The organism is Halobaculum magnesiiphilum (genome assembly GCF_019823105.1).
GTDB lineage: Archaea > Halobacteriota > Halobacteria > Halobacteriales > Haloferacaceae > Halobaculum > Halobaculum magnesiiphilum.
Window position 1 is genome coordinate 530,773 of the sequence record NZ_CP081958.1, and the last position, 25,195, is coordinate 555,967.

Sequence of the window (25,195 nt, forward strand, 5' to 3'; positions counted from 1 at the left end):
GAGCGATGACAGAGACATATCAACACGAGCGATCGAGGAATCGGGAGGCCCGCGAGGATGAGACGAGTGGGTAGAAAACAGGTATTCGCGGTACTGTTCGCGGTACTGACGGCGACGTCGATGGCCGTCGGCACGGTCGCGGTCTCGGGGGGGGCCGCCGCCGCGGCGCCCGGCGATGTCGTTTACCGCGTGAACGCCGGCGGCTCGACCGTCGCCGCCGCCGACGGCGGCCCGGACTGGGCCGCCAGCGACGGAACGTACGTCTCCGGAGGGAACACGTACTCCCAGGACGTGAGCGTCTCGACGGACGCGAGCGTTCCAGGGTCGACGCCGACATCGGTGTTCACCTCGGAAGTGTACGGTAACCAGGAGTGGACCTTCTCGGAGAACATCCAGAGCGGCCAGCAGTACGAGGTCCGCCTGTACTTCGCCGAGATCTTCCATGGGGTTGACGGCGACGCCGGAGGCGAGGGGGACCGCGTCTTCGACGTCAGCGTCGAGGGCGAGACGGTCCTGGACGGCTACGACATCTACGCCGACGTCGGCGCGGCGACCGGAACGATGCAGTCGTTCACGGTGACGCCCGAGGACGGCGAGATCGACGTGGATCTCGCGACCGAGGTCGACAACGCGAAGATCTCCGCGATCGAGATCGTCGAGGCGGAGCCGCAGCCCGACACGCTCGGCGGCCCCTCGGACGCCGACTTCGGGTCGGTCGTCGTCGACGATTCCGCGACCGAGACGGTCACGGTGACCAACCTCGGCGCCGACGGCGACGGCGACATCACGATCACGGACGCGTCGGTGACCGGCACGGACGCGGGCGAGTTCTCGGTCGGCACCCCGTCGCAGACGACGCTTGCGCCCGGCGAGTCCGCGGACGTCCCCGTGACGTTCTCGCCGTCCAGCGTCGACCCGAAGAGCGCGACGCTGGAGGTGACCCACGACGGATCCAACAGCCCGTTGACGGTCGATCTCGCCGGCGAGGCGACGAGCGCGACGGAACCCAGCTTCGACAAGTCCACGCTGGAGGGATTCAGCGCGGGCAACCCGACCGCGATCGAGATCGGCCCGGACGGCCGGGTGTACGTCTCGACGCAGGGCGGCACCGTGTATGCGCTGTCGGTCGAGCGCACGGGTGACAACAGCTACGAAGTCGTCAACGAGGTCGAGATCGACGCGATCGAGGACATCCCGAACCACGACGACCTCGGGAACCTCGAATCCGGCCAGGACGACCGGCAGATCACCGGCCTGACGGTCGGCGGCACCGCCGAGAACCCGGTGGTGTACGTCTCCTCGAGCGACCCCGAGATCTCCGTCGGACAGGACGACGACACGACGGACACGAACTCCGGGGCCATCTCGAGGCTGACGATCGACGCCGGGAGCGACGAGACGCTGCAGACGAGCGATATCACGCACGAAGTGCTGGTGCTCGGGCTCCCGCGCTCGGAGGAGAACCACGCGACGAACGGGCTCGACCTCTCGGCGGACGGCGACACGCTGTACGCCGCCCAGGGCGGCCACACCAACAAGGGCGCGCCGGGCGACAACTTCGGCCACACGCCAGAGTACGCGCTGTCGGCGGCGATCCTCGAGATCGACCTGGCACAGATCGAGGGGATGTCCGCCGACAGCCACCAGACCTACGACAGCGATTATCCGGACCTGCCGTTCTACTACGCGTTGCCGACGATCGGCGACGACGAGGTCCTGCCGTTCGGCGGCGACGACGGCGCCAACCAGGCGGAGCTCGTCGAGGACGGGCCGGTCCAGATCTACTCGCCCGGCTACCGGAACCCGTACGACCTGGTCGTCGCGGAGAGCGGGCAGGTCTACGTCGCCGACCACGGTCCGAACGGCGGCTGGGGCGGCCAGCCCGCCGACCAGAACGGCGACACCGTCGCCGACGCCGCGTCGGTGACGAACCACCCGAACGAGGACGGCAGCTACTCCACGAGCGACCAGCTCGTGAAGGTCGACGAGGGGGACTACGGCGGCCACCCCGCGCCGATCCGTGCCAACCCGACCGGCGCCGACCTCTACGACGCGAACGGGGACGTGAGCCTCGACATCACGGAGTCGAACTCGCCGGTCCCCGAGAGCATGGTCGACCCGCGGCAGGCCGACTACATCCCGCCGACCGCCGGATCGCCCGACCCGGGCGCGCCCGCCGGCAGCGCGAACACGATGGAGGACCAGAGCGGGAACAAGGTCCTCTTCGCTCCGACCGGCGGGACGGCGCAGTACACCGCCTCGAACTTCGGCGGCGCGATGGAGGGCGACCTCCTGCAGGTCGAGCTCGGCGGCTCGATCAAGCGCGTCGAGTTGAGCGCCGACGGCTCGACGGTGACGAACGTCGAGACGGTCGGCAACACGAACGGACCGCTCGGCATCTCCGCCCAGGACGACGACGAGGTGTTCGGCGGGACGATCTGGATCGCCAACCACGGCGGCGACGACATCACGGTGTTCGAGCCGGCCGATTACGGGAGCGACGACGGTGACGGCGACGACGGCGCCGGCGACACCTGTACCGGCGCCGACGACGCCTCGCTCGACGAGGACGGCGACGGCTACGACAACGCCGACGAGATCGACGCCGGCACAGACCCGTGTTCGGCCAGCTCGACGCCCGTCGACTTCGACGACGACGGCACGTCGAACCTGAACGACCCCGACGACGACAACGACGGCCTCGACGACACCGAGGACCCGTTCGCGGTCGACCCGGACAACGGGCTCGACACGACGGCTCCCGTCCAGCACGACCTCTCCGAGCTGAGCCTGTTCGGCGAGAACGGGCAGGGCTGGACCGGCGTGATGACGAACGGGCAGGACTACCAGGACCTCTACGACCCGACGGAGATGACGGTCGGCGGTGCGGCCGAGGTGCTCACCGTCGAGGAGGTCCCACAGGGTGACGCGTACGCCGGCACGAACACCCAGCAGTACGGCTTCCAGTTCGGCGTCGACACGCCCGACGAGCCGTTCGTCGTCGAGACGACGGTCGCCTCGTTCCCGGAGAACCCGGAGGACTACCAGTCGGCCGGGCTGTTCATCGGGACCGGCGACCAGTCGAACTACGTCAAGCTCGTCGCCGCGGCCGACGGCGGCGACGGCGGCGTCGAGTTCGCCCAAGAGGTGGACGACTCCTTCGACGGCCAGATGACCGGGGAGAGCGCGGTCACGGGCAACGATGTCACGCTTCGAATGACCGTCGAACCGACGACGGACCCGGCGCCGAACAACGGCGTCGACGAAGTCGCGGTCACCGCCGAGTACGAGGTCGACGGCACCACGACCGAGGTCGGAACGACCGCGATGCCGGCGAGCTGGCTCGACACCTCCGACGGCGTCGCGCCCGCGGTCGGCATCATCTCGACGTCCAACGGCGCGAGCAGCACGTTCCCGGCAACGTGGACACAGATCTCCGTCGATTACGTGAACCCGCCCGCGAACGAGCCGCCCACGGCCGACGCGGGCGCCGACCAGACCGTCGAGGAGGGAACCCAGGCCACGCTCGACGCCTCCGGGTCACAGGACCCGGACGGTGACCAACTCGGGTACACGTGGACCCAAACGGACGGTCAAGACGTCGACCTCAGCGTGAACGACGGTGAGCAGACGACGTTCACCGCTCCCGACGTCGGATCGGAAACGACGCTGACCTTCCAGGTGAGCGTCTCGGACGGGCAGGACAGCGACGCCGACTCGGTGAACGTCACCGTGCAGCCCTCCGAGGACGAGCCGCCGGCAGGCGACGGGATGACCGTCGCGGAGGCGGTCGCACTGGGCGGCGAGAACGACTCGCAGATCGAGAACGCGGAGATCCAGCAGGCTATCAGCTGGTGGTCTGCCGGCAGCGAGGTCCCCGACACCGGCGGGGAGACCATCACCAACGCCCAGATCCAACAGCTCATCAACTACTGGTCGACTGACGCGGCCGTCGGCGACGACGGTGACGACTCCGACGACGGCGACGACGGCACCGACACGCCCGCCTCGGCGACGATCGAGGTCACGCCGGACACCGGCACCGAGGCGAGCACCTACGGCGGCGGCTCGTTCACGATCGAGAACACCGGCGACGAGGAGGTCTCCTCGGTCACCTTCGACCTCTCGTCGTCGGCGATGCCCGACGTGGTGTTCGACCCCAACGGAACGGCCGGCGATTCGGCCGCGAAGGGGCTGAACATCGACTCGGAGTCGGGTGACGGCGTCGGCGTCGTCAGCACCGACGACGGCGACGTCTTCAGCCAGCCGCACAACGGCGTGAACGGCTCCGACGGCTACGACGTGATGACCGTCGAGTTCGACGACTTCGACCCCGGCGAGTCGGTGTCCCTCTCGGTGGACAACGACCCGACGAGCATCAAGGACGCGAGCCTCGCCTCGCAGGAGGCCGGACCGATCTCCGGCCTCGAACTCGCCCGCTCCACCGTGAGCGTGGAGTACGGCGACGGCGGCGTTCAGGAGACACAGCTGTTCGGCGACGGGAGCGCGGGCGGCGCACAGGCGACGCTCGACGAGTCGGTCGCGCCGGCACCGAGCATCGACGTGCAGGACGTCGATCTCGACGACGGCGCGCTCCGCGACCACCACGGCGCGGCCACCGTGAGCGATGCCGACCAGACCGTGACCGTCTCCGGCGAGCCCGGCGAGACGGTCACGCTGCTTCACTTCGAGGGCGAACTCGAACTGACCAACGTCCCCGAGTACGACGGCACGCCCGGTTACGACATCGACGCCTACGAGGCCAACAAGATCGAGCAGGTCGACTACGAGACGGTCACGCTCGACTCGAACGGCGAGGCCGAGATACCCGTCACGCTACTCAACTCGACCGACGTCGGCGGCTACAACTACCTCGTGGCGACCCACGGCGAGCCCGGGTCCGACACCGGCCTCGCCTCGAACGTGGTCGTCCTGAAGTACGAGGAGAGCGCCGGCGACGGCGATGACGACGGTGCCGCCACCAGCTTCGCGGTGAACGCCGGCGGCGACGCCTACACCGCCGCCGACGGCACGGAGTTCCAGGCCGACACGAACTTCGACGGCGGCACGGCGTTCGCGACGGGAGGTTCGGGCACGCCCGCGGATCCCGAGATCGCGAACACCGACGACGACGAGCTGTACCACACCGAGCGGTACGGCGACTTCAGCTACGACGCCCCCCTCGCGGACGGCACCTACGAGGTCACGCTGCACTTCGCCGAGCTCTACCAGGGCGTGGCGAACGACGGCGGCGAGGGCGATCGGCTGTTCGACGTCTCGATCGAGGGTCAGCAGGTCCTCGACGAGTACGACATCTACGCGGAGGCCGGCGGTGAGCACGCGGCGATCACCGAGACCGTCACCGTGGAGGTCACCGACGGCGAGCTGAACGTCGACTTCAGCACCGTCGAGGACAACGCGAAGGTGTCGGCCATCGAGGTCGAGCCGGCCGACGGAGACGACGGCGGCGACAACGCCGCGCCGACCATCGGTTCCATCGCCGACCAGACTGTCACGGAGGGCGACTCCGCGAACGTCTCGGTCGATACCGACGACCCCGACGGCGACCCGGTGTCGCTGTCGGTGAGCGGTCCGGACTTCGTCGCCGTCTCGAACGGCGAGGTGACGGTCACCCCCGCGTCGGGTGACGCGGGGACCTACACGGTCGACGTGACGGCCGACGACGGCAACGGCGGAACGGCGACCGAGTCGTTCCAGCTCACCGTCGAGGAGCAGTCCTCAGACGACGGCGCCTCCCAGCAGGTGCTCCACCGCGTGAACGCGGGCGAGGGCGAGACGATCCCCGCGACCGACGACGGTCCCGACTGGACCGGCGTCGCGGACACGAGTTCGCCGTACCTCGCGGCTGCCGACGGCGGCAACTACGGCGACGGCACGATCGCCTCGACGACCGCGAACGTCCCGGCGAGCACTCCGGACGGAGTGTGGGACGCCGAGCGCTACGGGAACATGACGTGGGAGTTCGCGGTCGACGCCGGCGAGGACGTCGAGGTTCGACTCTACCTCGGTAACTCGTTCAGCGGCGCGAGCGAGCCCGGCGACCGCCAGTTCAACGTCTCGATCGAGGGTCAGCAGGTCCTGACGCAGTACGACCCCGTGGCCGACGTCGGTCACGCGACGGGGACGATGAAGAGCTTCACCGTCACCGAGGACGGCGACGGGACGATCACGGTCGTCTTCGAGCAAGGGGCGGTCGAGAACCCGGAGGTTCGGGCCATCGAGATCCTCGGACCGGAGGACAGCGACTCGTAGTCCCAACGCTCCGCCCGAACCGATGACCGGAACCTCCACACGCGCCGTCGCTGTCCGCCCGCGGTCAACCGGCGGGGTCGGCCCCGACAGCGACGGCCGCGCGAGGACGCGGACCGCCGACGACAGCCGACCGCTCTCGTGTGTCGCGACGCGGCCCCGACCGGCGCCCTTCGGGGGTAACGCTCACGAGAACCGACTCGCGCCGGTCGGGCCACTTCGGCCCCCGAGGTTCTCCCGCTCATCGGTCGCGGTCGGGCGAGACTGCCCCGACCAGCGAACCGAGCGACGAACGATCCCACGACGACACCCAACTCAACGACACCGACAACAACGATGAACGATACAGCACGCAGACATCTCAGACAGACGGTCGCGACGCTCGTCGCGCTCTCGATCGTCCTCTCGGTCCTCGGACCGGTGGGGACGGTTGCGGCGGATCCGAGCGTCTCGATCGATCAGACTGCCGGCAGCGACACGGTCGAACCGGGAGAGACGGTGACGATCACGACGACGCTGACAGCGGAGGACGTTAACGGTCCGCTCGTCGAACTGGACTTCCCGGACGGCTGGGAAGGCACGGTTACCGACTCGGACGGCGGAGCGGTGAACCCGCAGGACGACAACGGTAACGTCCTCTCGTCGAACTCCCCGTCGATCGTCTGGCTCAGCTCGGGGACCTACGAGGTCACGACCGAGCTCCAGGTGCCGGAGGACGCGACTCCCGGCGAGTACACGATCTCGACCACGGGGTCGGGAGTCGACCCGACCGACGATGACTCGCTCGCCAACGAGGACGACGAGATAGACTCGACGGAGACGACCATCACGGTCCAGGACCCCGACCAGAACGAGGACCCCACGGCGGCGTTCACCGCGAGTCCGTCCTCGCCCGACGCGGGTGAGGGGGTCTCCTTCGACGCTTCCGGCTCCAGTGACGCCGACGGTTCGATCGCGAGCTACGAGTGGGACTTCGGTGACGGGTCGACCGCCACCGGTGTCTCGCCGTCGCACACCTTCGACGACGCCGGCGAGTACGACGTGACGCTCACGGTCACGGACGACGACGGCGCCACGGCGACGACCACGGAGACCGTCTCCGTGAGCGAGCCCGAGCCCGCGAACGAACCGCCGACGGCCGACGCGGGCGCCGACCAGACCGTCGATGAGGGCGACGCCGTGACGCTCGACGCGTCCGACTCCAGTGACGCCGACGGCTCGATCGCGAGCTACTCGTGGACGCAGACCGACGGCCAAAGCGTCGACCTGTCGGACGCCGACGCGGCGCAGCCGACGTTCGACGCCCCCGCGGTCGACTCCGACCAGCAGCTCACGTTCGAGGTCGACGTCACCGACGACGACGGCGACACGGCGAGCGACACGGTCGTCGTGACCGTCGAGGCCGCCGACGAACCGCCGGAGAACCAGGACCCGACGGCCGACTTCTCCGGCCCCTCGAACGCCGAGACCGGCGAGTCGGTGAGCTTCGACGCGTCCGCCTCGTCCGACACCGACGGTTCGATCGCGAGCTACGAGTGGGACTTCGGCGACGGGTCGACCGCGACCGGCGTCTCGCCGTCACACACGTTCGACGACGCCGGCGAGTACGACGTGACGCTCACCGTCACGGACGACGACGGCGCCACGGCGACGACCACGGAGACAGTCACCGTGACCGCGGCGTCCGACGAGCCCGACAACGAGACGCCCGCGTCGACGACGATGAGCCTCTCGCCCGAGAGCGAGCTCGTCGCCGTCGGCGACACCGCCGAGTACGATATCGTCGTCGACGACGTCGAGAACGGGGTCGGCGCGTACGTGCTGACCGTCACCGTCGACGACCCGAGCGTGGCCTCGATCACGGACGTCGAGCTCGCGGACGTCTCCGACGAGGACCTCACCGACGTGCAGATCGCCGAGGACGGCTCCTCGGTGACCGTCGAGGCGGTCCTGGTCGACACCGACGACACCGGAGCCGTGACCGTCGGAACGGTCACGGTGGAGTCCGCCGGGGAGGGGACAACGGGGGTCTCGCTCGACGTCTCCGAGCTCGGCGACGAGTCCGGCGACCCGTACGAGGTGACGGACACGTCCGGCGCCTCGCTCGAGGCGTCCACCCTCGTCGTCGGCGAGTCCGACAGCCCGGCGCAGGACCCGGACGGCGACGGCGACTTCGAGGACATCAACGGTGACGGCACCGTGGACATCCTCGACGTCCAGACGCTGTTCGCAGACCGAGACGGCGAGGCCGTGCAGAACGCGCCCGACGCGTTCGACTTCAACGGGGACGGCGAGTTCACGCTGCTCGACATTCAGGCGCTGTTCGCCGAGGAGACGGGGTGAACTGAACGGATGTGGATGCCAGGGATCGACGCTCCGACGTCGTCCGTGACGGCGGCCCTGCTGGGGCTGCTGCTGGTGACCGCGGCGGCGGCTCCGGCCGTCGCGGCGACGGACACGACCGTGCGGCTCGTCGGGGCCGGGGGGACGACGGCCGTCGGCGAGACCACGACGGTCGCCGTCGTCGTCGCGGACGCCGAGGACGGGGTCGGCGCGTACGACCTGACCGTCGCCGTCGAGGACCCGGACGTGGCGACCGTGGTCGACGTGGAGCTCGGCGGCGACCCCGGACTCCGTGACGTCGAGGTCGCCTCGGACGGGTCGAGCGTATCAGTCCGCACGGCGCTGATGGAGACGGACGACGAGGGCGAGGTGACGGTCGCGACGGTCACCGTCGCCGGCGAGTCCCCCGGCTCGACCGACCTCGACCTCTCCGTCGAGACCCTCGGCGACGAGGAGGGGCAGGCGTACACGGTGACCGACGAGGACGACTCCTCGATCGAGGTCGCCGACGACGCCGGCTCGGACGGCGAGTCGGACGACACGGACGACGGAACCGGCGACAGTTCGACCGGCGACACGGACGACAGTTCGGGTGACACCGACGACGGGACTGACGGTACCCCCGACGACGGGTTCGACGGTACCCCCGAGGACGATTCCGGTTCGAACGCCGGCTCCGGTTCGGACGACACCGGGTCGGACGACACTGGGTCGGATTCCGGTTCGGACGACGCCGGATCGGACTCCGACTCGGGATCCACGACGACTTCCGTCGCGGACGACGGGGCGGAACCCACCCCGTCGCCCGAGGCCACGGCGACCCCGGCTGCTGAGACTGCCACGGAGGCGACCGACTCGTCGACGGAAGCCGCGTCCGACGCGGACGAGGACGACGAGCTCCTGGCCGTCGGGGTCGGGACCGACGGCTCGAACGCGCCGCTGCAACCCACGACGGTGGTCGTTCCGCTGGTGGCCGGGCTAGCCCTGGTCGGCGGCGCCGCCTACCTGTACCGGCTGCGCTGACCGGGCGGTTCCGGCCCTCGTTTTCCCCGTTCTTCCATCCTCGATCGCCCGAGCGACGCTCGTGGTCAGCGAACGGTGCCGGCTCACCGATCGAGCGCCGCGCGGAGCCGTCCGACCTCCTCGCGGACGGCCCGCCACGAGTCGATCGAACCCGGGATCGACTCCGTCTCGCCTTTCCGCCCGGATCGCGTGTGCTCGTCGACGAGCGACCGCACCGCCTGCGGGTCGTCGACGCGGCGGAAGGCGAGGTCGCCGCCGGCCGTCTCCAGCTTCACCGTCCCGTAGCCGAACAGCGATCCGGTGACGGACTGCTCGTACGCGGTGTTCTCGGCCATCGAGAGCCGCGCACGGGCGACGCGCCGGCCGACGATCCCGGTCTTCACCGACGCCGCGCGGTCGGTGAGGACGTACCGGGTGTTCACGAGCGACAGCACCGCGACCCCGGGGATCGCGAGGCCGACGAGGACGGCGAGCGCCGCGATCGCGAGCCCGAAGCGGCTCGTCGCCGCCGGCCCGACGGCGACCGCCATTCCGCCACCGGCGACGAGCAGCCCGACGAGGCCGGCCGGAGCCGCAGCCGAGAGCCGCGGCCGCCCGGTCCAGCGCACGACCTCGTCGTCGTCGACGGTGACCGACGCCGGAACGGCCCAGTCGGTGACGACACCGTCTGGTTCCGCGTCGGCGGTCATCGGTCGTCGTCGCCGGCTGTCGACGACGCGTCGGCGTCGGGGCCCTCGCCATCGCCGCCGACAGGGCCGTCCTCGCCGTCGCGGTTGTCGGCGTCGACGTCGTCCCCGGCGGCGTCAGCGGCGGCGCCGTCGTCCTCGACGGCCGCGCGGATCGCGCGCAGTTCGCCGAGGATGTCGTCGAGCACGTCGGCTTTCGTCTCCCCGTCGCCGGCGTCGCCGCGGCGGTCGCGGGCGCGGATGCGCTCGTTCACCAGCTCCTGGATCCGCTTGGGCTCGGCGACGCTGTCGAAGCTGAGCTCGACGCCCGAGCCGCCGGCCGTGGAGATGTCGACGCTTCCGTAGCCGAACTGCGTGCCGAAGAAGTCCTGCGAGTAGGAGGTGTCCTGCACCTTCTCGAAGCCGACCCGCTTCACGTCCCGGGAGACGACGCCGCGCTTCTTGTACAGCGCCTCGGTGGTGATCACGTACTCCGTGTTCTCCCGCGAGAGGTACGCCGAGACGACGATCGGAATGCCGACGAGCACCAGCGACAGGGGCACGCCGACGACGAGCGCGGGGACGAGGCTCATCGAGTGCGGCTTGCCCGTCCAGACGACCTCCTCCTCGGGGTCGAGCGAGAGCCAGTCGAAGCCGTCAGGAAGCGTGTCCTCGGTGGAGGGAGATTCCATGACCGTTGCTCCCGCGTCGGAGGTGATAAAATTCCGCGCCGACGCGCCGCGCGTCAGTCCGCCCGGTGGGACAGGAGGATCCGGCGGTAGTACGGCTCCATCACGCGGATCGCCTCCTCCCAGTGATCAGTGGTGTGGCGGTCGTGAAGTTCGACCCCGAGGAGATACCGAACCGGCGCGGCGCCGAACCCCTCGCGGCCGTCGCTCGGCTTGGTCGGGTACTCTTCGTCGCCGACCGCGGCGCGGTATTCGAGCAACTGCGCGCGCAACATCGGCGTCCAGTAGTCGCCGTTCGCCTTGTGGTTGCGCCACGCCCGGGTCGTCGCGGTCGCGTACTCGCGGTCGATGTCGGCGACGGCGGCACGCTCGGCCAACGCATCGTAGACGCGCCCCCAGTCGCCGCCGCGGATCGACTCGGGGTCGATCCGGTCGCCGTCCATGTGGTCGGTCTCCAACTCGTCTTTGGCCCACAGCGCGTCGACGTACGCGCGGGCCGCGCGCCGCGCGGTGTCGTCGTCGACGTGGGCGAACTGCCGGCGATCGACCTCGCCGAACGACTCGACGGCCGCGTCCCGTTCGCCCCGGTCGTGATACCGGAAACCTGCACACAGCTCGCGTGCCATGTGACGGGCGACGTGCTCGACGCGGTCGGCGTCTTCGTCGGCATCGTTCCGATCCGGGTTCTTCAGCGTCCGATCCGCCTCGCGATGTGCCTCGTGTCCGCGCGTGGGTTCGTTTCTCGTCATGTGCGGCGGCGGATCCCCTCCACCGGTGACACTACCAGTTTTCGATCAGACAGCGACAAAATCCTACTCCGGGCGATCGGAGAACATCGGATCGAACCGCGGCCGGTCCGACCGTCCGACGACCTACTCGGCGTGCTCGCGCTTCAGCGACAGCACGGTCCGCTCGAACGTGCACACGAGCGTCTCGCCGTCGTCTGCGTCCGGATCAAGCTTGTACGCGTCGACGCGCATCGTCACGACGCCGCGCTCGCCGTCGCTGGTCTCGCGCTTGTCGAGCACCGTCGACTCCGCGCGGACCGTGTCGCCGTGAAACACCGGGTTCGGGTGCTCCACGTCGTCGTACGAGAGGTTCGCGACGATGGTGCCGTCGGTGGTGTCAGGGATGGAGAGTCCGGTCGCCAGCGCCATCGTGTAGATGCCGTTGACCAGGCGCTCGCCGAACTGCGTCTCGGCCGCGAACTCGGCATCGAGGTGGAGCGGCTGCTGGTTCATCGTCATGTCGCAGAAGACCTGGTTGTCCCGCTCGGAGACGGTGCGGCGCTTCTCGTGGACGATCGTCTCGCCGACCTCGAACTCCTCGTAATACTTGCCGGCCATGCGTGGACCGACGGCCGGCCGGGTGAAAACCGTGCGGGAACCGTCGCCGTCGTGTCCGGTACCCGCCGCTGCCTCCGCGGTCGCCGCGACCCAGTCGGCGGGATTGATACGCCGGTCCGACGAACCTCGACCCATGCCACGACGCAGCGTCATGTTCTCGCCGGGCGACCGCCCCGAGCTGATGCGGAAGGCGCCCGCGACGGGGGCGGACACGATCGTCTTCGACCTGGAGGACGCGGTCGCGCCGGGCCGCAAGGCGGAGGCGCGGGCGGCCGTCCGCGACGTGCTCTCCGACCCCGACTTCGACCCGGACGCCGAGGTGTGCGTCCGCGTCACCGGCACCGAGACGTACCGCGATCTGGAGGTCCTCACGGACGACGGTGACGCCGCCTTCGACGCGGTGATGCTCCCGAAAGCGGAGTCGGGAGACGCGGTCGAGCATCTCGGCGACCAACTCCGCGAGCACGGCCGTCGGGTTCCCGTGATCGCGCTGATCGAGACCGCCCGCGGCGTCCTCCGCGCCGAGGCGATCGCGGACGCGAAGCCGACCGACGCGGTCGCCTTCGGCGCCGAGGACCTCTCGGCGGACCTGGGCGCGACGCGGACCGACGAGGGCACGGAGGTGCTGTACGCCCGCGAGAAGACAGTCACGGCCGCTGCGGCCGCCGGCGTCGACGCGATCGACACCGTCTACACCGACTTCGGCGACGAGGCGGGACTCGCCGAGGAGACTCGCTTCGCGGCGACGCTCGGCTACGACGGCAAGATGGCGATCCACCCCTCGCAGGTGCCGGTTATCAACGACGCGTTCACCCCCGACGACGAGGAGATCGCGTGGGCCCGGCGCGTGCTCGCCGCCCGCGAGGAGGCGGCCGCCGACGATCGCGGCGTCTTCGAGGTCGACGGCGAGATGATCGACGCGCCGCTCGTCGCGCAGGCCGAGCGGGTCCGCGAGTACGCGAGGCTGGCGGACGAGTGGGAGACTGAGGAGGAGGAGGAGGGAGAGGAGAGACAGTAAGGGTCGGCCCTCGATCCGGGTCGCTCGGCGGTTCGCTACCGGGTCAGGGCCACAGGCCGCGGACGCTCTTCGCCTCCGCGATACGGTCGAGCGCCACGACGTACGCTGCGTCGCGCCAGGTGACGTCCCTGTCCTCGACCTCGTCCCTGACGGCGTCCCACGCCGAGAGCATCTCCGACTCCAGTTCCTCCTGGACCTGTTCGAGCGTCCACGTGCGGCGATTGATGTCCTGGAGCCACTCGAAGTAGCTGACGGTGACGCCGCCGGCGTTCGCGAGGATGTCGGGGATGACGTGGACCCCGCGCTCGGCGAGGATCTCGTCGGCCGGGAACGTCGTCGGGCCGTTGGCGCCCTCGACGACGATGTCGGCGCGGATCTCGTTCGCGTTGTCGACGGTGATCACGTTGCCGACGGCCGCCGGGATCAGCACGTCGACGTCGAGTTCGAGGATGTCGTTCCCCTCGTCGAGCAGGTCGGCGCCGTCGGCGTCGGCGCCGTACTCGGTGACGGCGTTCGGCTGCTCGGCGAAGCTCGGGATCGCGTGCGTATCGAGCCCCGACGGGTCGTGAACGGCGCCGCCGGAGTCGGAAACAGCGACCACGTCCGCCCCCCAGTCGTCGAGCAGGCGGGCGGCGTTGGCGCCCACCGAGCCGTACCCCTGCACGGCGACGGTGAGGCCGTCGAGGTCGAAGTCGTAGTACCGGGCCGCCTCGCGCGTGATGATCGCGACCGAGCGACCGGGCGCCTCCTCGCGTCCCTCCGAGCCGCCGACGACGGGCGGCTTGCCCGTGACGACGCCGGGGATGGTCTCGCCCTCCTGCATCGAGTACGCGTCCATGAACCACGCCATCGTCTGGGCGTCGGTGCCCATGTCGGGCGCCGGGATGTCCTTCTTGGGCCCGACGAACTTGCGCAGTTCCTCGGCGAACCGGCGGGTGAGCCGCTCCTTCTCGTCGGTCGACAGCTCCTTCGGGTTGACGACGACCCCGCCCTTGCCACCGCCGAACGGGAGGTCCATCACGGCGCACTTCCAGGTCATCCACATCGAGAGGCCGACGCACTCCTCCTCGCTCACCTCCGGGTGGAAGCGCAGGCCGCCCTTGTACGGGCCGCGCACGTCGTCGTGCTGTGCGCGGTAGCCGGTGAACACCTCGACGGAGCCGTCGTCGCGCTCCAGCGGCACCGCGACGCGGTGGACCGTCGTCGGGTGCTTGAGGCGCTCGATGACGCCGGGGTCGACGTCGAGGTGGGCCGCGGCGTGCTCCAACTGCCGGCGCGCGGTCTCCAGCGCCGATTCGGGCTCGTGCTGTTCGTCGGTGGCGACGCGCTTCTCGCCGGTGCCTGCTGTTCCGGTGGACATGATGGGGTGTCGACCGCCGCGGACGCGGCGGCGTCGATGTCCGCCGGTCGGAGACAGATGAATATAGTATTGATGGTATGGTTGTTTCTAAGGTATATATATTCAATAATATCCGAGGCGATCCCGACGGTTCCCGGCGTCCTCGGGCGTCGTAACGCCAGTTGACCGTCCTCCGGTAAACATAACCGCCGACCGACGGAACGGGGGATCAATGACCGACCAAGCGAACCCCTTCGAGAGTCTCCAGGAGCAGGTCGACGACGCGGCGGCGCACCTCGACGTGGCCGACGACGTGCTCGAACGGCTGAAACATCCCGAGCGAGTGCTGGAGTTGAACCTCTCCGTCGAGCTGGACGACGGGTCGCTGGAGCGGTTTCGGGCGTTCCGGTCGGAGTTCAACGGCGATCGCGGCCCGTACAAGGGCGGGATCCGCTATCACCCGGGCGTCACGCGCGACGAGGTGAAGGCGCTGTCGGGGTGGATGGTGTACAAGTGCGCCGTCGTCGACATCCCCTACGGCGGCGGCAAGGGCGGGATCGTCCTCGACCCCTCGGACTACTCCGACGCCGAGATCGAGCGGCTCACCCGCTCGTTCGCCGAGGAGCTGCGCCCGTTCATCGGCGAGGACAAAGACATCCCGGCGCCGGACGTGAACACGGGCCAGCGGGAGATGAACTGGATCAAGGACACCTACGAGACGCTGGAGAACACGACCGAACCGGGCGTGGTCACCGGCAAGTCGCTGGACTCGGGCGGCTCGGAGGGGCGCGTCGAGGCGACGGGCCGGTCGACGATGCTCACCGCCCGCGAGGCGTTCGACTACCTCGACACGGACATCGAGGGGGCCAGCGTCGCCGTCCAGGGGTACGGCAACGCCGGCCACATCGCGGCGTATCTCATCGAGGACATGGGCGCGAACGTCGTGGCCGTCTCCGACTCCTCGGGCGCCGTCTACGCCGAGGACGGGCTCGACGCCCGCGACGTGAAGCAACACAAGAACGAGACGGGCTCGGTGACGGGCTACGCCGGCGCCGACGAAGAGTTCTCGAACGAGGACCTGCTCACGATGGACGTCGACCTGCTCGTGCCCGCCGCACTGGAGAACGCCATCGACGGCGACCTCGCCCGCGACGTGGAGGCTGACGTGATCGTCGAGGCCGCGAACGGGCCGCTCACGCCGGAGGCCGACGACGTGCTCACCGAGGCCGACGTACACGTGTTCCCCGACATTCTCGCGAACGCCGGCGGCGTCACCGTCAGCTACTTCGAGTGGGTCCAGAACCGCCAGCGGTTCTACTGGACCGAGGAGCGGGTCAACGAGGAGCTGGAGCGCCACATCGTGAGCGCCTTCGACGATCTGGTCGAGAGCTACGAGTCGCTCGACCTGCCGAACTTCCGCACGGCGGCGTACGTCGTCGCGGTCCAGCGGGTCGCCGACGCGTTCGCCGACAGCGGCAACTGGCCCTGAGGCGCCGAGGGCTCGACCGCCCCGTCTCTCGCAACCGCAATCGCTTTCGCGTGAACGGAATCGGTCTCGCGGATCGGAACCCGTGCGATCGCCTCGCACGACCGGACTATCCCTATTGTCGCGGTCATCCTCGTGTTCACATGCAACGCGCGCTCACGAGGCGACGCCTGCTCGGGGCGCTCGGACTCACAGGATCCACGGCGCTGTCGGGCTGTGTGGGCGGTATCTCCGGGCGCGGAGACGGCGCAATCACGGCCGGCGGCGTGTCGGGACCCCCCCAACGTGACGGTCCCTTGTATCAGCCGTGGGATCGCGAGACGGTGCGGGAGGCCGTCGTCGACGGCGGCCCCGGGAAGGACGGCATCCCGTCCGTGGACGACCCGTCGTTCGCGCCCGCGAGCGATGCGGAACTCGCCGACGACGAGGTGGTGTTCGGCTACGCCGGCGCCGAGGACGTGAAGGCGTACACCCAGCGCGTGCTCGTCTGGCACGAGATCGCCAACGACACCCTCGACGGGACGCCGGTCGCGGTCACCTACTGCCCGCTCACCGGCACCGCGATGGGGTTCGAGCGCGGCGAGACGACCCTCGGCGTCTCCGGACGGCTGGTGAACAACAACCTCGTCATGTACGACCGCGCGACCGATTCCCGGTGGCCGCAGGTGCTCGCGACGGCCGTCGACGGCCCGCTCTCCGGCGACCAGCTCAGGGAGTTCCGACTCGTCTGGACGACGTGGGGGCGCTGGCGCGAGGCCCACCCCGACACGCTGGTGCTGACCGAGGAGACCGGCTACGCCAAGCGGTACGGCTCGGACCCCTACGGCAACTACAACCCGACCAGCGGCTACTACGGCGGCGGGAGCCCGCTGTTCGAGTCACTCGACGATGGGTGGGCGGAGCGACAGGAGGACGCCAAGCGCGTCGTGATCGCCGCGCGGACCGCCGACCGGGCGCTGGCGTTCGACAAGCCGGCGCTACGCGAGCGCGGGCTGCTCGCGAGCGACGACGGCGCGGCGGTCGCCGCGTACGACCCGCGCCTCGACACCGGGTGGGTGTACCGCACCGACGGGGTCGACGTGTCGCTCGCGGAGCCCGGTCGGGTGTCCGTGGACGGCGAGCGCTTCCGGGCGGACGACCTCCCGCTCTCGCGTGTGTACGGCTTCGACGCGATGTGGCACGCCGCCGGCGGCTTCTATCCGGAGGTGGAGTATGTCGCGTGAGGCGGACGACGCCCCGTCGCGTCCGATCCTCGGCGCCGCGGCGGCCCGGACCCGGCGGGCGCTCGCGGCGACGCTGGGGGACCGTGTCGCCGCCGCCGTTCTCGCGGGGTCGACAGTGCTGTATCTCCTCGTGTACGCGGTCGCCGTCGGCGACCTGGGACTGACGGGCGACGGTGCGGCGGGGGACGGTACGACGAGATTCGCGGCCGTCGACGTGATCGTCGCCGCCGAGCCGGTCGCTCGGGCGGTCGGGGGCGAGGCCGTCGCGCTCGTTCGGGTCGGCCCCGTCGAGGCGTTGTTCGCGCCGGCGACGCTCGCGGTCGCCCTCGGGCTCGCCGTGCTCGTCGGCGCGAACCTCGCGCTCTCGGTGCTCGCGTGGCGTCGACCCGCGGCGTGTGCGGTCTCGCCTGCCTCGGGACTCGCGGCGGGGGTGCCGGCGCTGCTGTCGGGGACCGCCTGCTGCGGGCCGCTGGTGTTCCTCGCGCTCGGCGTGCAGGCGACGAGCGCGGCGCTGACTGCGGTCACGTGGCTCCGCCCCGTCGCCGCGCTGCTGCTCGTCGCCTCGCTGGTGTGGGCTGCGTGGCGGCTGGACGTTCGATCGCCGGAGAGTGAGTTCCCGGCGAAATCGCCTGCCGAGGCGTGATCGCCCGGGAAACGCGAGGTACGGCTACCCGTCCCGGTTCCGCTCAGTCGTCGCGCTCGTCATCCTCATCGTCTTCGTCTTCGCCGTCCGCCGTCTCACAGTCCCCGGGGACGACGGCGGTCTCGCCCGCGTCGCGGTCGCCGTCGTCGGCGAACGGCGCGCCGATCGCGATGTCGCGAACGTCGTCGTCGGTCACGTCGCCCACGTCGGCGACCGCGAAGCCGGCGCGGTCGACCGAATCGTCGCCGAGGAACGTGGCGGTCGCGTCCGCCAGATCGACCGTCCGGCCGTCGTCGTCGCCGGTCACGAGGTAGGCTGCGCCCGCGAGGAGTCCGGCCTCGGAGTCGTGGTGGGGGGCGCCGACAAGGACGGCGGCGTACTCGTCACAGGAGTCGTCGACGCCGGCGACAGCGAATCCCGCGAGGTCGCCGCGTCGCTCTCCCAGCAGCGTCCGGTCGGCGTCCGCGAGGCTCGCGTCGGCCCGCGACTCGTCGTCGAAGTCGCCGCCGTGGACGACGTACGCGGCGCCGGCGTTGCGACCCGCTTCGTCGTTGTGCGGCGCGCCGACCACCACGTCGCCCGCGCCGTCGCCGTTCACGTCGCCGGCGACGGCGACGGCCCAGCCGGCCTTGTCGCCTCTCGCCTCGCCGGCGAATCGCGCCGTCGCGTCCGCCAAGCTCCGCTCCCCGTCGGCGTCCAGGGCGTCCGAGACGACGTACGCCGTGCCGGCGTCCGTCCCCTCCGCGTCGCTGCCGGGTGCGCCGACGATCAGGTCCGACCGATCGTCGTCGGTCACGTCGCCGGCGGCGACGGCCCAGCCGGCCACGTGCTCGCGGTCCTCGCCGTGGAAGGTCGCGTCGGCGTCCGCCAGCGAGATGCTCGTCTCCTCCGGGCCGTCCCGGAGATCGACGACGTACACCGAGCCGGAGGCGTTGCCCGCCGGGTCGGCGGCCGGCGCGCCGACCACCGCAGCGCCGCCCTCGCCGTCGCCGGCGCTCAACACGTCGACCGCGAAGCCGGCGCGGTCGCGCTTCTCCTCGCCCGTGAGTCGGACGTCGGCCACGTTCGGCAGACTTCCATCTTCGATGTCGGAGCCCCCGTAGACGACGTACGCCGCGCCGGCGTCGGTCGCCTCGGCGTCGTCGCTCGGGACCCCGATGATCAGGTCGCTGTACTCGTCACCGTCGAGGTCGCCGCCGGCGACGGCCCAGCCGGCCACGTCGTTCTCGTCGGGCGCCGTGAACGTGTGGTCCGCCTCCGAGACGTCGATCTCGTCGGCGTCGACGGGGCCGTAAAAGAGGTACGCCGCCCCGCCGTTCTTCTCGCTCGTGTCCGCGCTCGGCGCCCCGACCAGCAGGTCGTCGTGGCCGTCGCCGTTCACGTCGCCCACGCCCGCGACGGACCAGCCTGCGTAGTCGGCCCGCTCGTCGCCGACGATCAGCGTGTCGGCGTCCCCGAGGTCGATCCCGCCGCCGGCGACGCCGGCGGGTCCGCCGCCCGTCGAGGATGCCCGGTCGGCAGCAGGGTCACCGATCTCCGTGCCCACGTCGGTCGCGGCCGCGAGCCCGGTGACGCCGACCGCGGGTGCAACCACCAGCACCGCGACCATCACGATGACCGCCGCCGGAACCCGTCTCATCGCCTCGAACCGTCGATCACGCTCCCCATCGTCCGGTTCACCGCCGCCGAGTTCGGCCCCGTTGAGTTCGTCGTCGCTAGTGACCATGGAACCCGCACGCGACGCGGGAGTTTTGTTATGAAGTTGACTCGATACGCGCCGGGACGAGTAGCGTCACAGTACGTGGCGAAACGTCCGCTTTCGGTCGGTTATCCAGGGGACGGCTCGCGATCGAGAGACACCGACGTGAACCCGAACACGAGGAGGACGGCGCAGTCTTCGGGTACGGTCGGCCAACTCGGGTCAGTGTCGGGTGCGGCGCTCGACCGTGACACGTAGCGCTCTGCGATTCGCACCGTGAGTTCGAAGAAAATCTGAGCGTTTCGAGTTCGATGAAGCTTACGCCTCATCGAACTACGAAAATCGGAGATTTTCGATTTGACTTCGACTTACGCCTCGTCAAACAGGGTCTCGCCGTCGACCATGTGTTCCTCGACGGTGTCCATGTCGAGGGTGAGGCCGATCCCGGGCTCCTCGGGGATCGTGATGTAGCCGTCCTCGATCACGTCCTCCTCGACGAGGTCCTCCCACCAGCCCAGCTCGTAGGAGTGGTACTCGACGGCCAGCGAGTTGGGGATGGCGGCGCCGACGTGGGCGCTGGCCATCGTCGCGACCGGCGAGGAGACGTTGTGCATCGCGACCGGGACGTAGTACTGGTTCGCCACGTCCGCGATCTTGCGGGTCTCGCGCATGCCGCCGACCTTGGGCATGTCGGGGGCGATGATGTCGACCGCCTGGTTCTCGATGAGCCGGCGCTCCTCGGTGACGCGGTAGCGGTTCTCGCCGACCGTGATCGGCGTGACGGTGGACTTGGTGACCTCCTCTTGCACCTCGAGGTTCTCCGGCGGGACGGGGTCCTCCAGCCACCACACGTCGTACTCCTCGATGGCGTCCGCGAGGCGCTTGGCGCTGCCGCCCGAGAACGTCCAGTGGCAGTCGAACGCCACGTCCGCTTTGTCCTTGACGCGCTCGGTCACTTTCTCGACGATCTCGGCCTTGTGGCGGATCTCGCCCGGCCGGAGGTGGCGGTTCGCGCGGTCCTTCTCGAAGCCGGAGGGCACGTCGAGGTCGAACTTGAGGGCGTCGTAGCCCAGCTCCTCGACGACGCGCTCGGCCTCGTCGGCACACGCCTCGGGGTCGGCCTCCTCCTCGGTGTGGCAGTCGCAGTACACCCGCATCTCGTCGCGGTACTTGCCCCCGAGCAGCTGGTAGGCCGGGACCTCGAGGATCTTGCCCGCCAGGTCGTGGAGCGCGACCTCGATGCCCGAGATGGCGGTGACGGTGACACCCTCGACAGTCCCCTCGCCGCTCATCTTCTGGATGAGGTGCTCGTACAGGCGGTCGATGTCGAGGGGGTTCTCCCCGACGACCATCGGCTTCATCCGCTCGATGAGTTCGGGGACGCCGGCGCCCCAGTACGCCTCCCCGGTGCCGACGATGCCCGCGTCGGTGTACACGCGCACGAGCGTCCACGGGAAGTTCCCGTCGACCATCGTGCACTGCACGTCCGTGATCTCCACGTCGCGGCCGCCGCCTCGCTTCGCCGTCACGCCCATCGTCCCGCTCGACAGCTCCCGCATCGTGTACTCCGCGTTCGGGTCGTGGAGCGAGTCGTAGTTCCTGCTCATACTCGCCTGTTTACTCGCATTAGTGTAAAGGTTGGCAGTCTCTCGCGGGGGTCGGTCGCGAGGGACGGTCGGCGGTACCCCGGCGGAACGATTCAGCGACCGCCCGACGAGCGGACGAGCTCGACGGCGCGGTAGGCGCCGTACGAGAGCGCGACGAACCCGACGACGAAGACGACGGCGCCGACCGCGAGGCCGTAGTCGCGCCAGGCGACGTTGACGGCGACGAGCAGGAGGTACACCAGTCCGGCGAGCGCGGGCACGCCGAGGATCGCCGCGATCAGGGATTTGGTCTCGTCGAACGGACGGCGGGAGGACACGGTGGTGGGCCTGACACGTTCTTGTGTGCTAAAGGACACGGAATCCCGAGTGTTGTCACGACGGCTACGCGTGTCACCACGAAGGACTGCCGAAGGTGACAGTCGCTTCCTGTTCGGTGATCAAATTTCGATCGCTTCACAGGAGCGCACCACGGTCCCTGTCTCGTTCAGAGAGTTTGAGAAGCGAGCAGCTCGCAATGAGAGGTGATCGTGCCACTCGCAGACCTACTCAGTTCCGGACTGGTTCGATGCGAATCGACGGCATTCACTCATTTTCGTATGGGTGTTCATTGAGTGTTCGACGTTGGTTACAACACCTTCGCCACCGGTACAACCATGATCGACCGAACCAACCGCTACCTACTCAAACGCCCCTCGAGGCGGTGCTCGATTGGACAGTACCATTCCGGCAGCCGAACCTCCCATCTGGTGTGTGAACATATCCCAGAGGTTCGGTGACGACCCAGTCGGCCACGGGGCAACATACAGCTATGACCACGAGCGAGTCGAACCCGACTGTTCCTCGCGCTGGGGTTCCTGCTGCTGTCGGCAACGAAGGCGGCTGACATCCTCACGGACGCCGTCGGGGTGACGCTGATCCCAGATCTACCCGAATTCTCCCTCATCGCGGTGGTCGTCTTCCGGGAGGTGAGAGCCGTCAACGGTTCAGGGGGCTCGGAACAAGGGTCGTACTGGCGACGGCCTGGTCGTCGAATTCTCCGCCTGTGAGGCGTACCGACGTACGGGATCACCCACGTACCGTCGCTGCTTCCGATCGGAGGTACCGAAGACGCTCGCACGTGTACGCCTTCCCCGCCGTGAACAGCGCGCTGCTCGTCGCCCGGCTGTTCGAGATCCGCCTACTGTTTATCCGATCGGGCGACGTTGTCCACCGCGATGGGTGTTCGAAGCATCGTCGGGACCCTTCTCGGGGGAGCCCTACTCGTGGTTGTGGCCCTGCTGCTCGTCGGACAGCTCATGGGCCAGCCCGTGCTCCTCGGATACGTCTCCACGGGCAGCATGGCCCCGGCGCTCCAGCCCGGCGATGGCTTCGTCGCCATCCCCCCCGCGTTCGCCGGGCCGATCGAGGAGGGAGACGTCGTCACCTTCGAGGCACGCGAGCTCAACGGCGGCGGACTCACGACCCACCGAGTGGTCGGTCAAACAGAGGAGGGGTTCATCACGAAAGGGGACGCCAACCCAGTCACCGATCAGGACGGGTCCGAGCCGCCGGTGTCGCGCTCGCAGGTCGTCGCGGTAGCATGGCAAGTCGGCGGCGACGTGGTCGTCGTTCCGAATCTGGGGGTCCTTGTAACGGGTGTCGGCGACCTCATCACCGGCGCCCAGCAGCAGTTGGCGGTGGCACTCGGAACCCGTGCGCTCCTCGGCACGCAGGGACTGGCGTATGTGCTGTTCGCCGTCGGCGTCGCGGGATACGCGCTCACTGCAGTGCTCGGCGCGCGGAGCCGGGAGCGCGTTCGCGGCGCCGTCCGACGGTCGACGGGGATGGCGAACGTCTGGACGATCGTCCTCGTGTTGGCGCTCGTGTTGGCGCTCGTGCTCACGGCGAGTATGATCTTCACCGGCGGGGAGAGGACCTTCGAGGTCGTCAGCTCCCAGAGCGACGCCGCCGGGATCCGCGTCATCCCGGTTGGCGGGACGGAGGAACTCACCTATCGGATCCCGAACCCGGGGATCACGCCCGTCGTCGTATACCTGGAACCAGCGAGCGAAGGTGTGAGTATCGAGCCACAGCGGGTCCGGCTTGCGGGCGGCGAGGAGGCGAACGTCAGCGTCTCCATCTCCGTCCCGGACCGGACCGGCGTGTACGATCGAGGGTTCGTTGAACACCGGTATCTCGCGCTACTCCCCGCCGACGTTATCGACTCGCTGTACGCGATCCACCCGTGGGCGCCGATCCTCGCGATCAACGCACTTGTCTGTGGATTGTTCGTGCTCGTCGCGGTCGCGGTCGTCGGGTCCGGCGTGATCCGTCTCGACTCGCGCAATCCGAACGTCTCGACGCTCGACCGGATCAGACGCCGGCTCAGGTGATCCGTTCCTCGTGGCGCGGTTGTTTTATTCTGTGCGGAACGGGGATGACTAACGCCTAATCTTAAATGTCTGGTTTGGTATACACCTGTAGGTTGCAATGAGCGAGAACGGAGATCCGGATCGGGGAGGCCGACCCGGCCGGATCGACGAAAAGGTGCTCGGCTCCTGGATCCGGGAAGTCGCCGACGAAACGGGGATGACCGAACAGGAGGTCCTCGATCGAATGCTCTCCGCCTACTGGCTGATCGACGAGTTCGAGGACCCATCCCGCGACGATGCCATCGATCGGTCGAAGCCGCTCGGCTTCGGGTCCGATCTCCCCGACCTCGGCGCCGATTCCCTCACCCCTGGGGTTTCGAGATTCGGGAACGACGAACCGGATCCGTCGGAACCTGAAGGAGACCGGCAGGGGGAGCCCGACCCGGAGCTGGCGCAGCTCTCCGCGAAGATCGACCGCATCGTCGAATTGCTCGCCGACGAGGCGGACGAGGAGTCGGACGACGAGCGGACCGACGCCAAGCTCGACACGCTCGACGACCGGCTAGACGCGCTCGACGACCGAACGGGAGCGCTGGCCGACACGGTCGACCGGCTTCGGAACTACGTCGAGGAGATCGACAGGGAGGCGCCCGATGCGGGCACCGTCGAGCGACTGCAGGACGCCGTTCCTGAGGTCGCACGCGAGGTACAGCAACTTCGCGAGGACCAAGACACGCTTCGTTCGGAGGTCTCCGAGGACTTCGGCCACATCGAGCGGATCCTTCGGCACCTCCTCGACCGAACCGACGAGCTCGAGCGCTCACTCGAGCGGGCCCGCAGCCACGGGGAGGACCGGGAGCGGAGCCGCGTGGACGAGCGGCTTACGAAGCTGAAGCGGACTGCGAGCGCCGAGGGAATTCGCTCGGCCGAGTGCGACGAGTGCGACGGCTCGGTGGACCTCGGCGTCCTCCCGGAGCCCCGGTGTCCGCACTGCGGCGCCGAGTTCATCTCGCTGGAGCCGAGATCGTGGCTGTTCGGGTCGAACACGCTCTCGGTCCGAAGATCCCGGAACCCGGACCCTCGCGAGCCGCTCCACCCGGACCGTGGGAACTCCGCCGAGGCAGCGGAGAACGCCGCGTTGACGGACGAGTCGACTAGAACCGGTCCACCAGACGACCCCGCCGCGGTTGACGAGGGAGACGATTCCGCCGAGCCTGCTGACCGGACGGGGGAAGCAGGCGAGAGATCGTCAGGGATAGCGAGCGAGATCGACCTGAGCGACGATATTCGACCAACCGGGGACCGGAGCTCCGACACCGACGGAGATCGGGCCGACATCGAGGACGGGACGGAGACGGGGTCCGGAACGCACGCCGATGCGAACGAGGACGATGGCGAGGAAGCGGCCGGGGAGGGTTTCGACTGGGATCGATAACGTCCCGGCCCCTCGATCCCTCTGATGCGACTGAAGTGGGCGTTCACCAGCCCTCGCG

Annotated in this window: 17 protein-coding genes; 9 read left to right on the forward strand and 8 right to left on the reverse strand. The window is 69.3% G+C overall.

From position 1 onward, the window contains the following. Positions 1-66: 66 nt before the first annotated feature. The 3 genes from K6T50_RS02815 (at position 67) to K6T50_RS02825 (ending at position 9,636) form a co-directional block, all read left to right on the forward strand. Positions 67-6,273 (forward strand): malectin domain-containing carbohydrate-binding protein, encoded by a 6,207-nt coding sequence (locus K6T50_RS02815; protein WP_222607913.1) that lies wholly within the window; start codon positions 67-69, stop codon positions 6,271-6,273. Positions 6,274-6,606: 333 nt separating this feature from the next. Then, complete coding sequence (locus tag K6T50_RS02820; protein ID WP_222607914.1) at positions 6,607-8,613, forward strand: PKD domain-containing protein; 2,007 nt, start codon at positions 6,607-6,609, stop codon at positions 8,611-8,613. A gap of 45 nt (positions 8,614-8,658) precedes the next feature. After that, positions 8,659-9,636: a hypothetical protein gene (locus K6T50_RS02825; protein WP_222607915.1), complete on the forward strand. Its 978-nt coding sequence runs from the start codon at positions 8,659-8,661 to the stop codon at positions 9,634-9,636. Positions 9,637-9,719: 83 nt separating this feature from the next. On the opposite strand, the gene K6T50_RS02830 is transcribed toward K6T50_RS02825, so the two are convergent. The 4 genes from K6T50_RS02830 to K6T50_RS02845 form a co-directional block, all read right to left on the reverse strand. Further along, the gene (locus tag K6T50_RS02830; protein WP_222607916.1) at positions 9,720-10,325 is read right to left on the reverse strand and encodes a PH domain-containing protein; all 606 of its coding nucleotides are present in this window, start codon (positions 10,323-10,325) and stop codon (positions 9,720-9,722) included. Further along, positions 10,322-10,993, reverse strand: coding sequence for a PH domain-containing protein (locus K6T50_RS02835; protein WP_222607917.1), 672 nt, complete (start codon positions 10,991-10,993; stop codon positions 10,322-10,324). Before K6T50_RS02835 ends, K6T50_RS02830 begins: the two co-directional genes overlap by 4 nt. A gap of 53 nt (positions 10,994-11,046) precedes the next feature. Beyond that, positions 11,047-11,739 (reverse strand): hypothetical protein, encoded by a 693-nt coding sequence (locus K6T50_RS02840; RefSeq protein WP_222607918.1) that lies wholly within the window; start codon positions 11,737-11,739, stop codon positions 11,047-11,049. A 123-nt stretch (positions 11,740-11,862) separates the two neighbouring features. Continuing rightward, entirely contained in the window at positions 11,863-12,336 is a 474-nt protein-coding gene (locus K6T50_RS02845; RefSeq protein ID WP_222607919.1) for a MaoC family dehydratase, read from the reverse strand. Positions 12,337-12,469: 133 nt separating this feature from the next. Here K6T50_RS02845 and K6T50_RS02850 point away from each other — a divergent pair, with 133 nt between their 5' ends. Then, entirely contained in the window at positions 12,470-13,354 is an 885-nt protein-coding gene (locus K6T50_RS02850) for an HpcH/HpaI aldolase/citrate lyase family protein (protein ID WP_222607920.1), read from the forward strand. 43 nt (positions 13,355-13,397) lie between these two features. On the opposite strand, the gene gdhB is transcribed toward K6T50_RS02850, so the two are convergent. Beyond that, positions 13,398-14,714 carry a glutamate dehydrogenase GdhB gene (gene gdhB / locus K6T50_RS02855; protein ID WP_222607921.1) on the reverse strand — a complete coding sequence of 439 codons (1,317 nt, stop codon included), beginning with the start codon at positions 14,712-14,714 and terminating at the stop codon, positions 13,398-13,400. Positions 14,715-14,925: 211 nt separating this feature from the next. Between gdhB and K6T50_RS02860 the strand changes: the two genes are divergently transcribed. The 3 genes from K6T50_RS02860 to K6T50_RS02870 all read left to right on the forward strand — a co-directional run bounded on the left by K6T50_RS02860 (position 14,926) and on the right by K6T50_RS02870 (position 18,045). Then, a complete protein-coding gene (locus K6T50_RS02860; protein ID WP_222607922.1) occupies positions 14,926-16,182 on the forward strand; it encodes a Glu/Leu/Phe/Val family dehydrogenase in 1,257 nt (418 codons plus the stop codon). A gap of 140 nt (positions 16,183-16,322) precedes the next feature. After that, positions 16,323-17,402 (forward strand): DUF3179 domain-containing protein, encoded by a 1,080-nt coding sequence (locus K6T50_RS02865; RefSeq protein ID WP_222607923.1) that lies wholly within the window; start codon positions 16,323-16,325, stop codon positions 17,400-17,402. Then, positions 17,392-18,045 (forward strand): hypothetical protein, encoded by a 654-nt coding sequence (locus tag K6T50_RS02870; RefSeq protein ID WP_222607924.1) that lies wholly within the window; start codon positions 17,392-17,394, stop codon positions 18,043-18,045. Before K6T50_RS02865 ends, K6T50_RS02870 begins: the two co-directional genes overlap by 11 nt. A gap of 43 nt (positions 18,046-18,088) precedes the next feature. Here K6T50_RS02870 and K6T50_RS02875 read toward each other — a convergent pair whose 3' ends face one another. The 3 genes from K6T50_RS02875 to K6T50_RS02885 all read right to left on the reverse strand — a co-directional run bounded on the left by K6T50_RS02875 (position 18,089) and on the right by K6T50_RS02885 (position 21,668). After that, positions 18,089-19,771, reverse strand: coding sequence for an integrin alpha (locus K6T50_RS02875; protein ID WP_222607925.1), 1,683 nt, complete (start codon positions 19,769-19,771; stop codon positions 18,089-18,091). 341 nt (positions 19,772-20,112) lie between these two features. Beyond that, positions 20,113-21,351 (reverse strand): mandelate racemase/muconate lactonizing enzyme family protein, encoded by a 1,239-nt coding sequence (locus K6T50_RS02880; protein ID WP_222607926.1) that lies wholly within the window; start codon positions 21,349-21,351, stop codon positions 20,113-20,115. A 92-nt stretch (positions 21,352-21,443) separates the two neighbouring features. Then, on the reverse strand, positions 21,444-21,668 hold the full coding sequence (locus K6T50_RS02885; RefSeq protein WP_222607927.1) for a hypothetical protein: 225 nt from the start codon (positions 21,666-21,668) through the stop codon (positions 21,444-21,446). Positions 21,669-22,565: 897 nt separating this feature from the next. On the opposite strand from K6T50_RS02885, the gene K6T50_RS02890 reads away from it, so the two are divergent. Continuing rightward, positions 22,566-23,723: a S26 family signal peptidase gene (locus K6T50_RS02890; RefSeq protein ID WP_222607928.1), complete on the forward strand. Its 1,158-nt coding sequence runs from the start codon at positions 22,566-22,568 to the stop codon at positions 23,721-23,723. A gap of 97 nt (positions 23,724-23,820) precedes the next feature. Further along, positions 23,821-25,137, forward strand: coding sequence for a hypothetical protein (locus K6T50_RS02895; protein ID WP_222607929.1), 1,317 nt, complete (start codon positions 23,821-23,823; stop codon positions 25,135-25,137). Positions 25,138-25,195 lie beyond the last annotated feature (58 nt).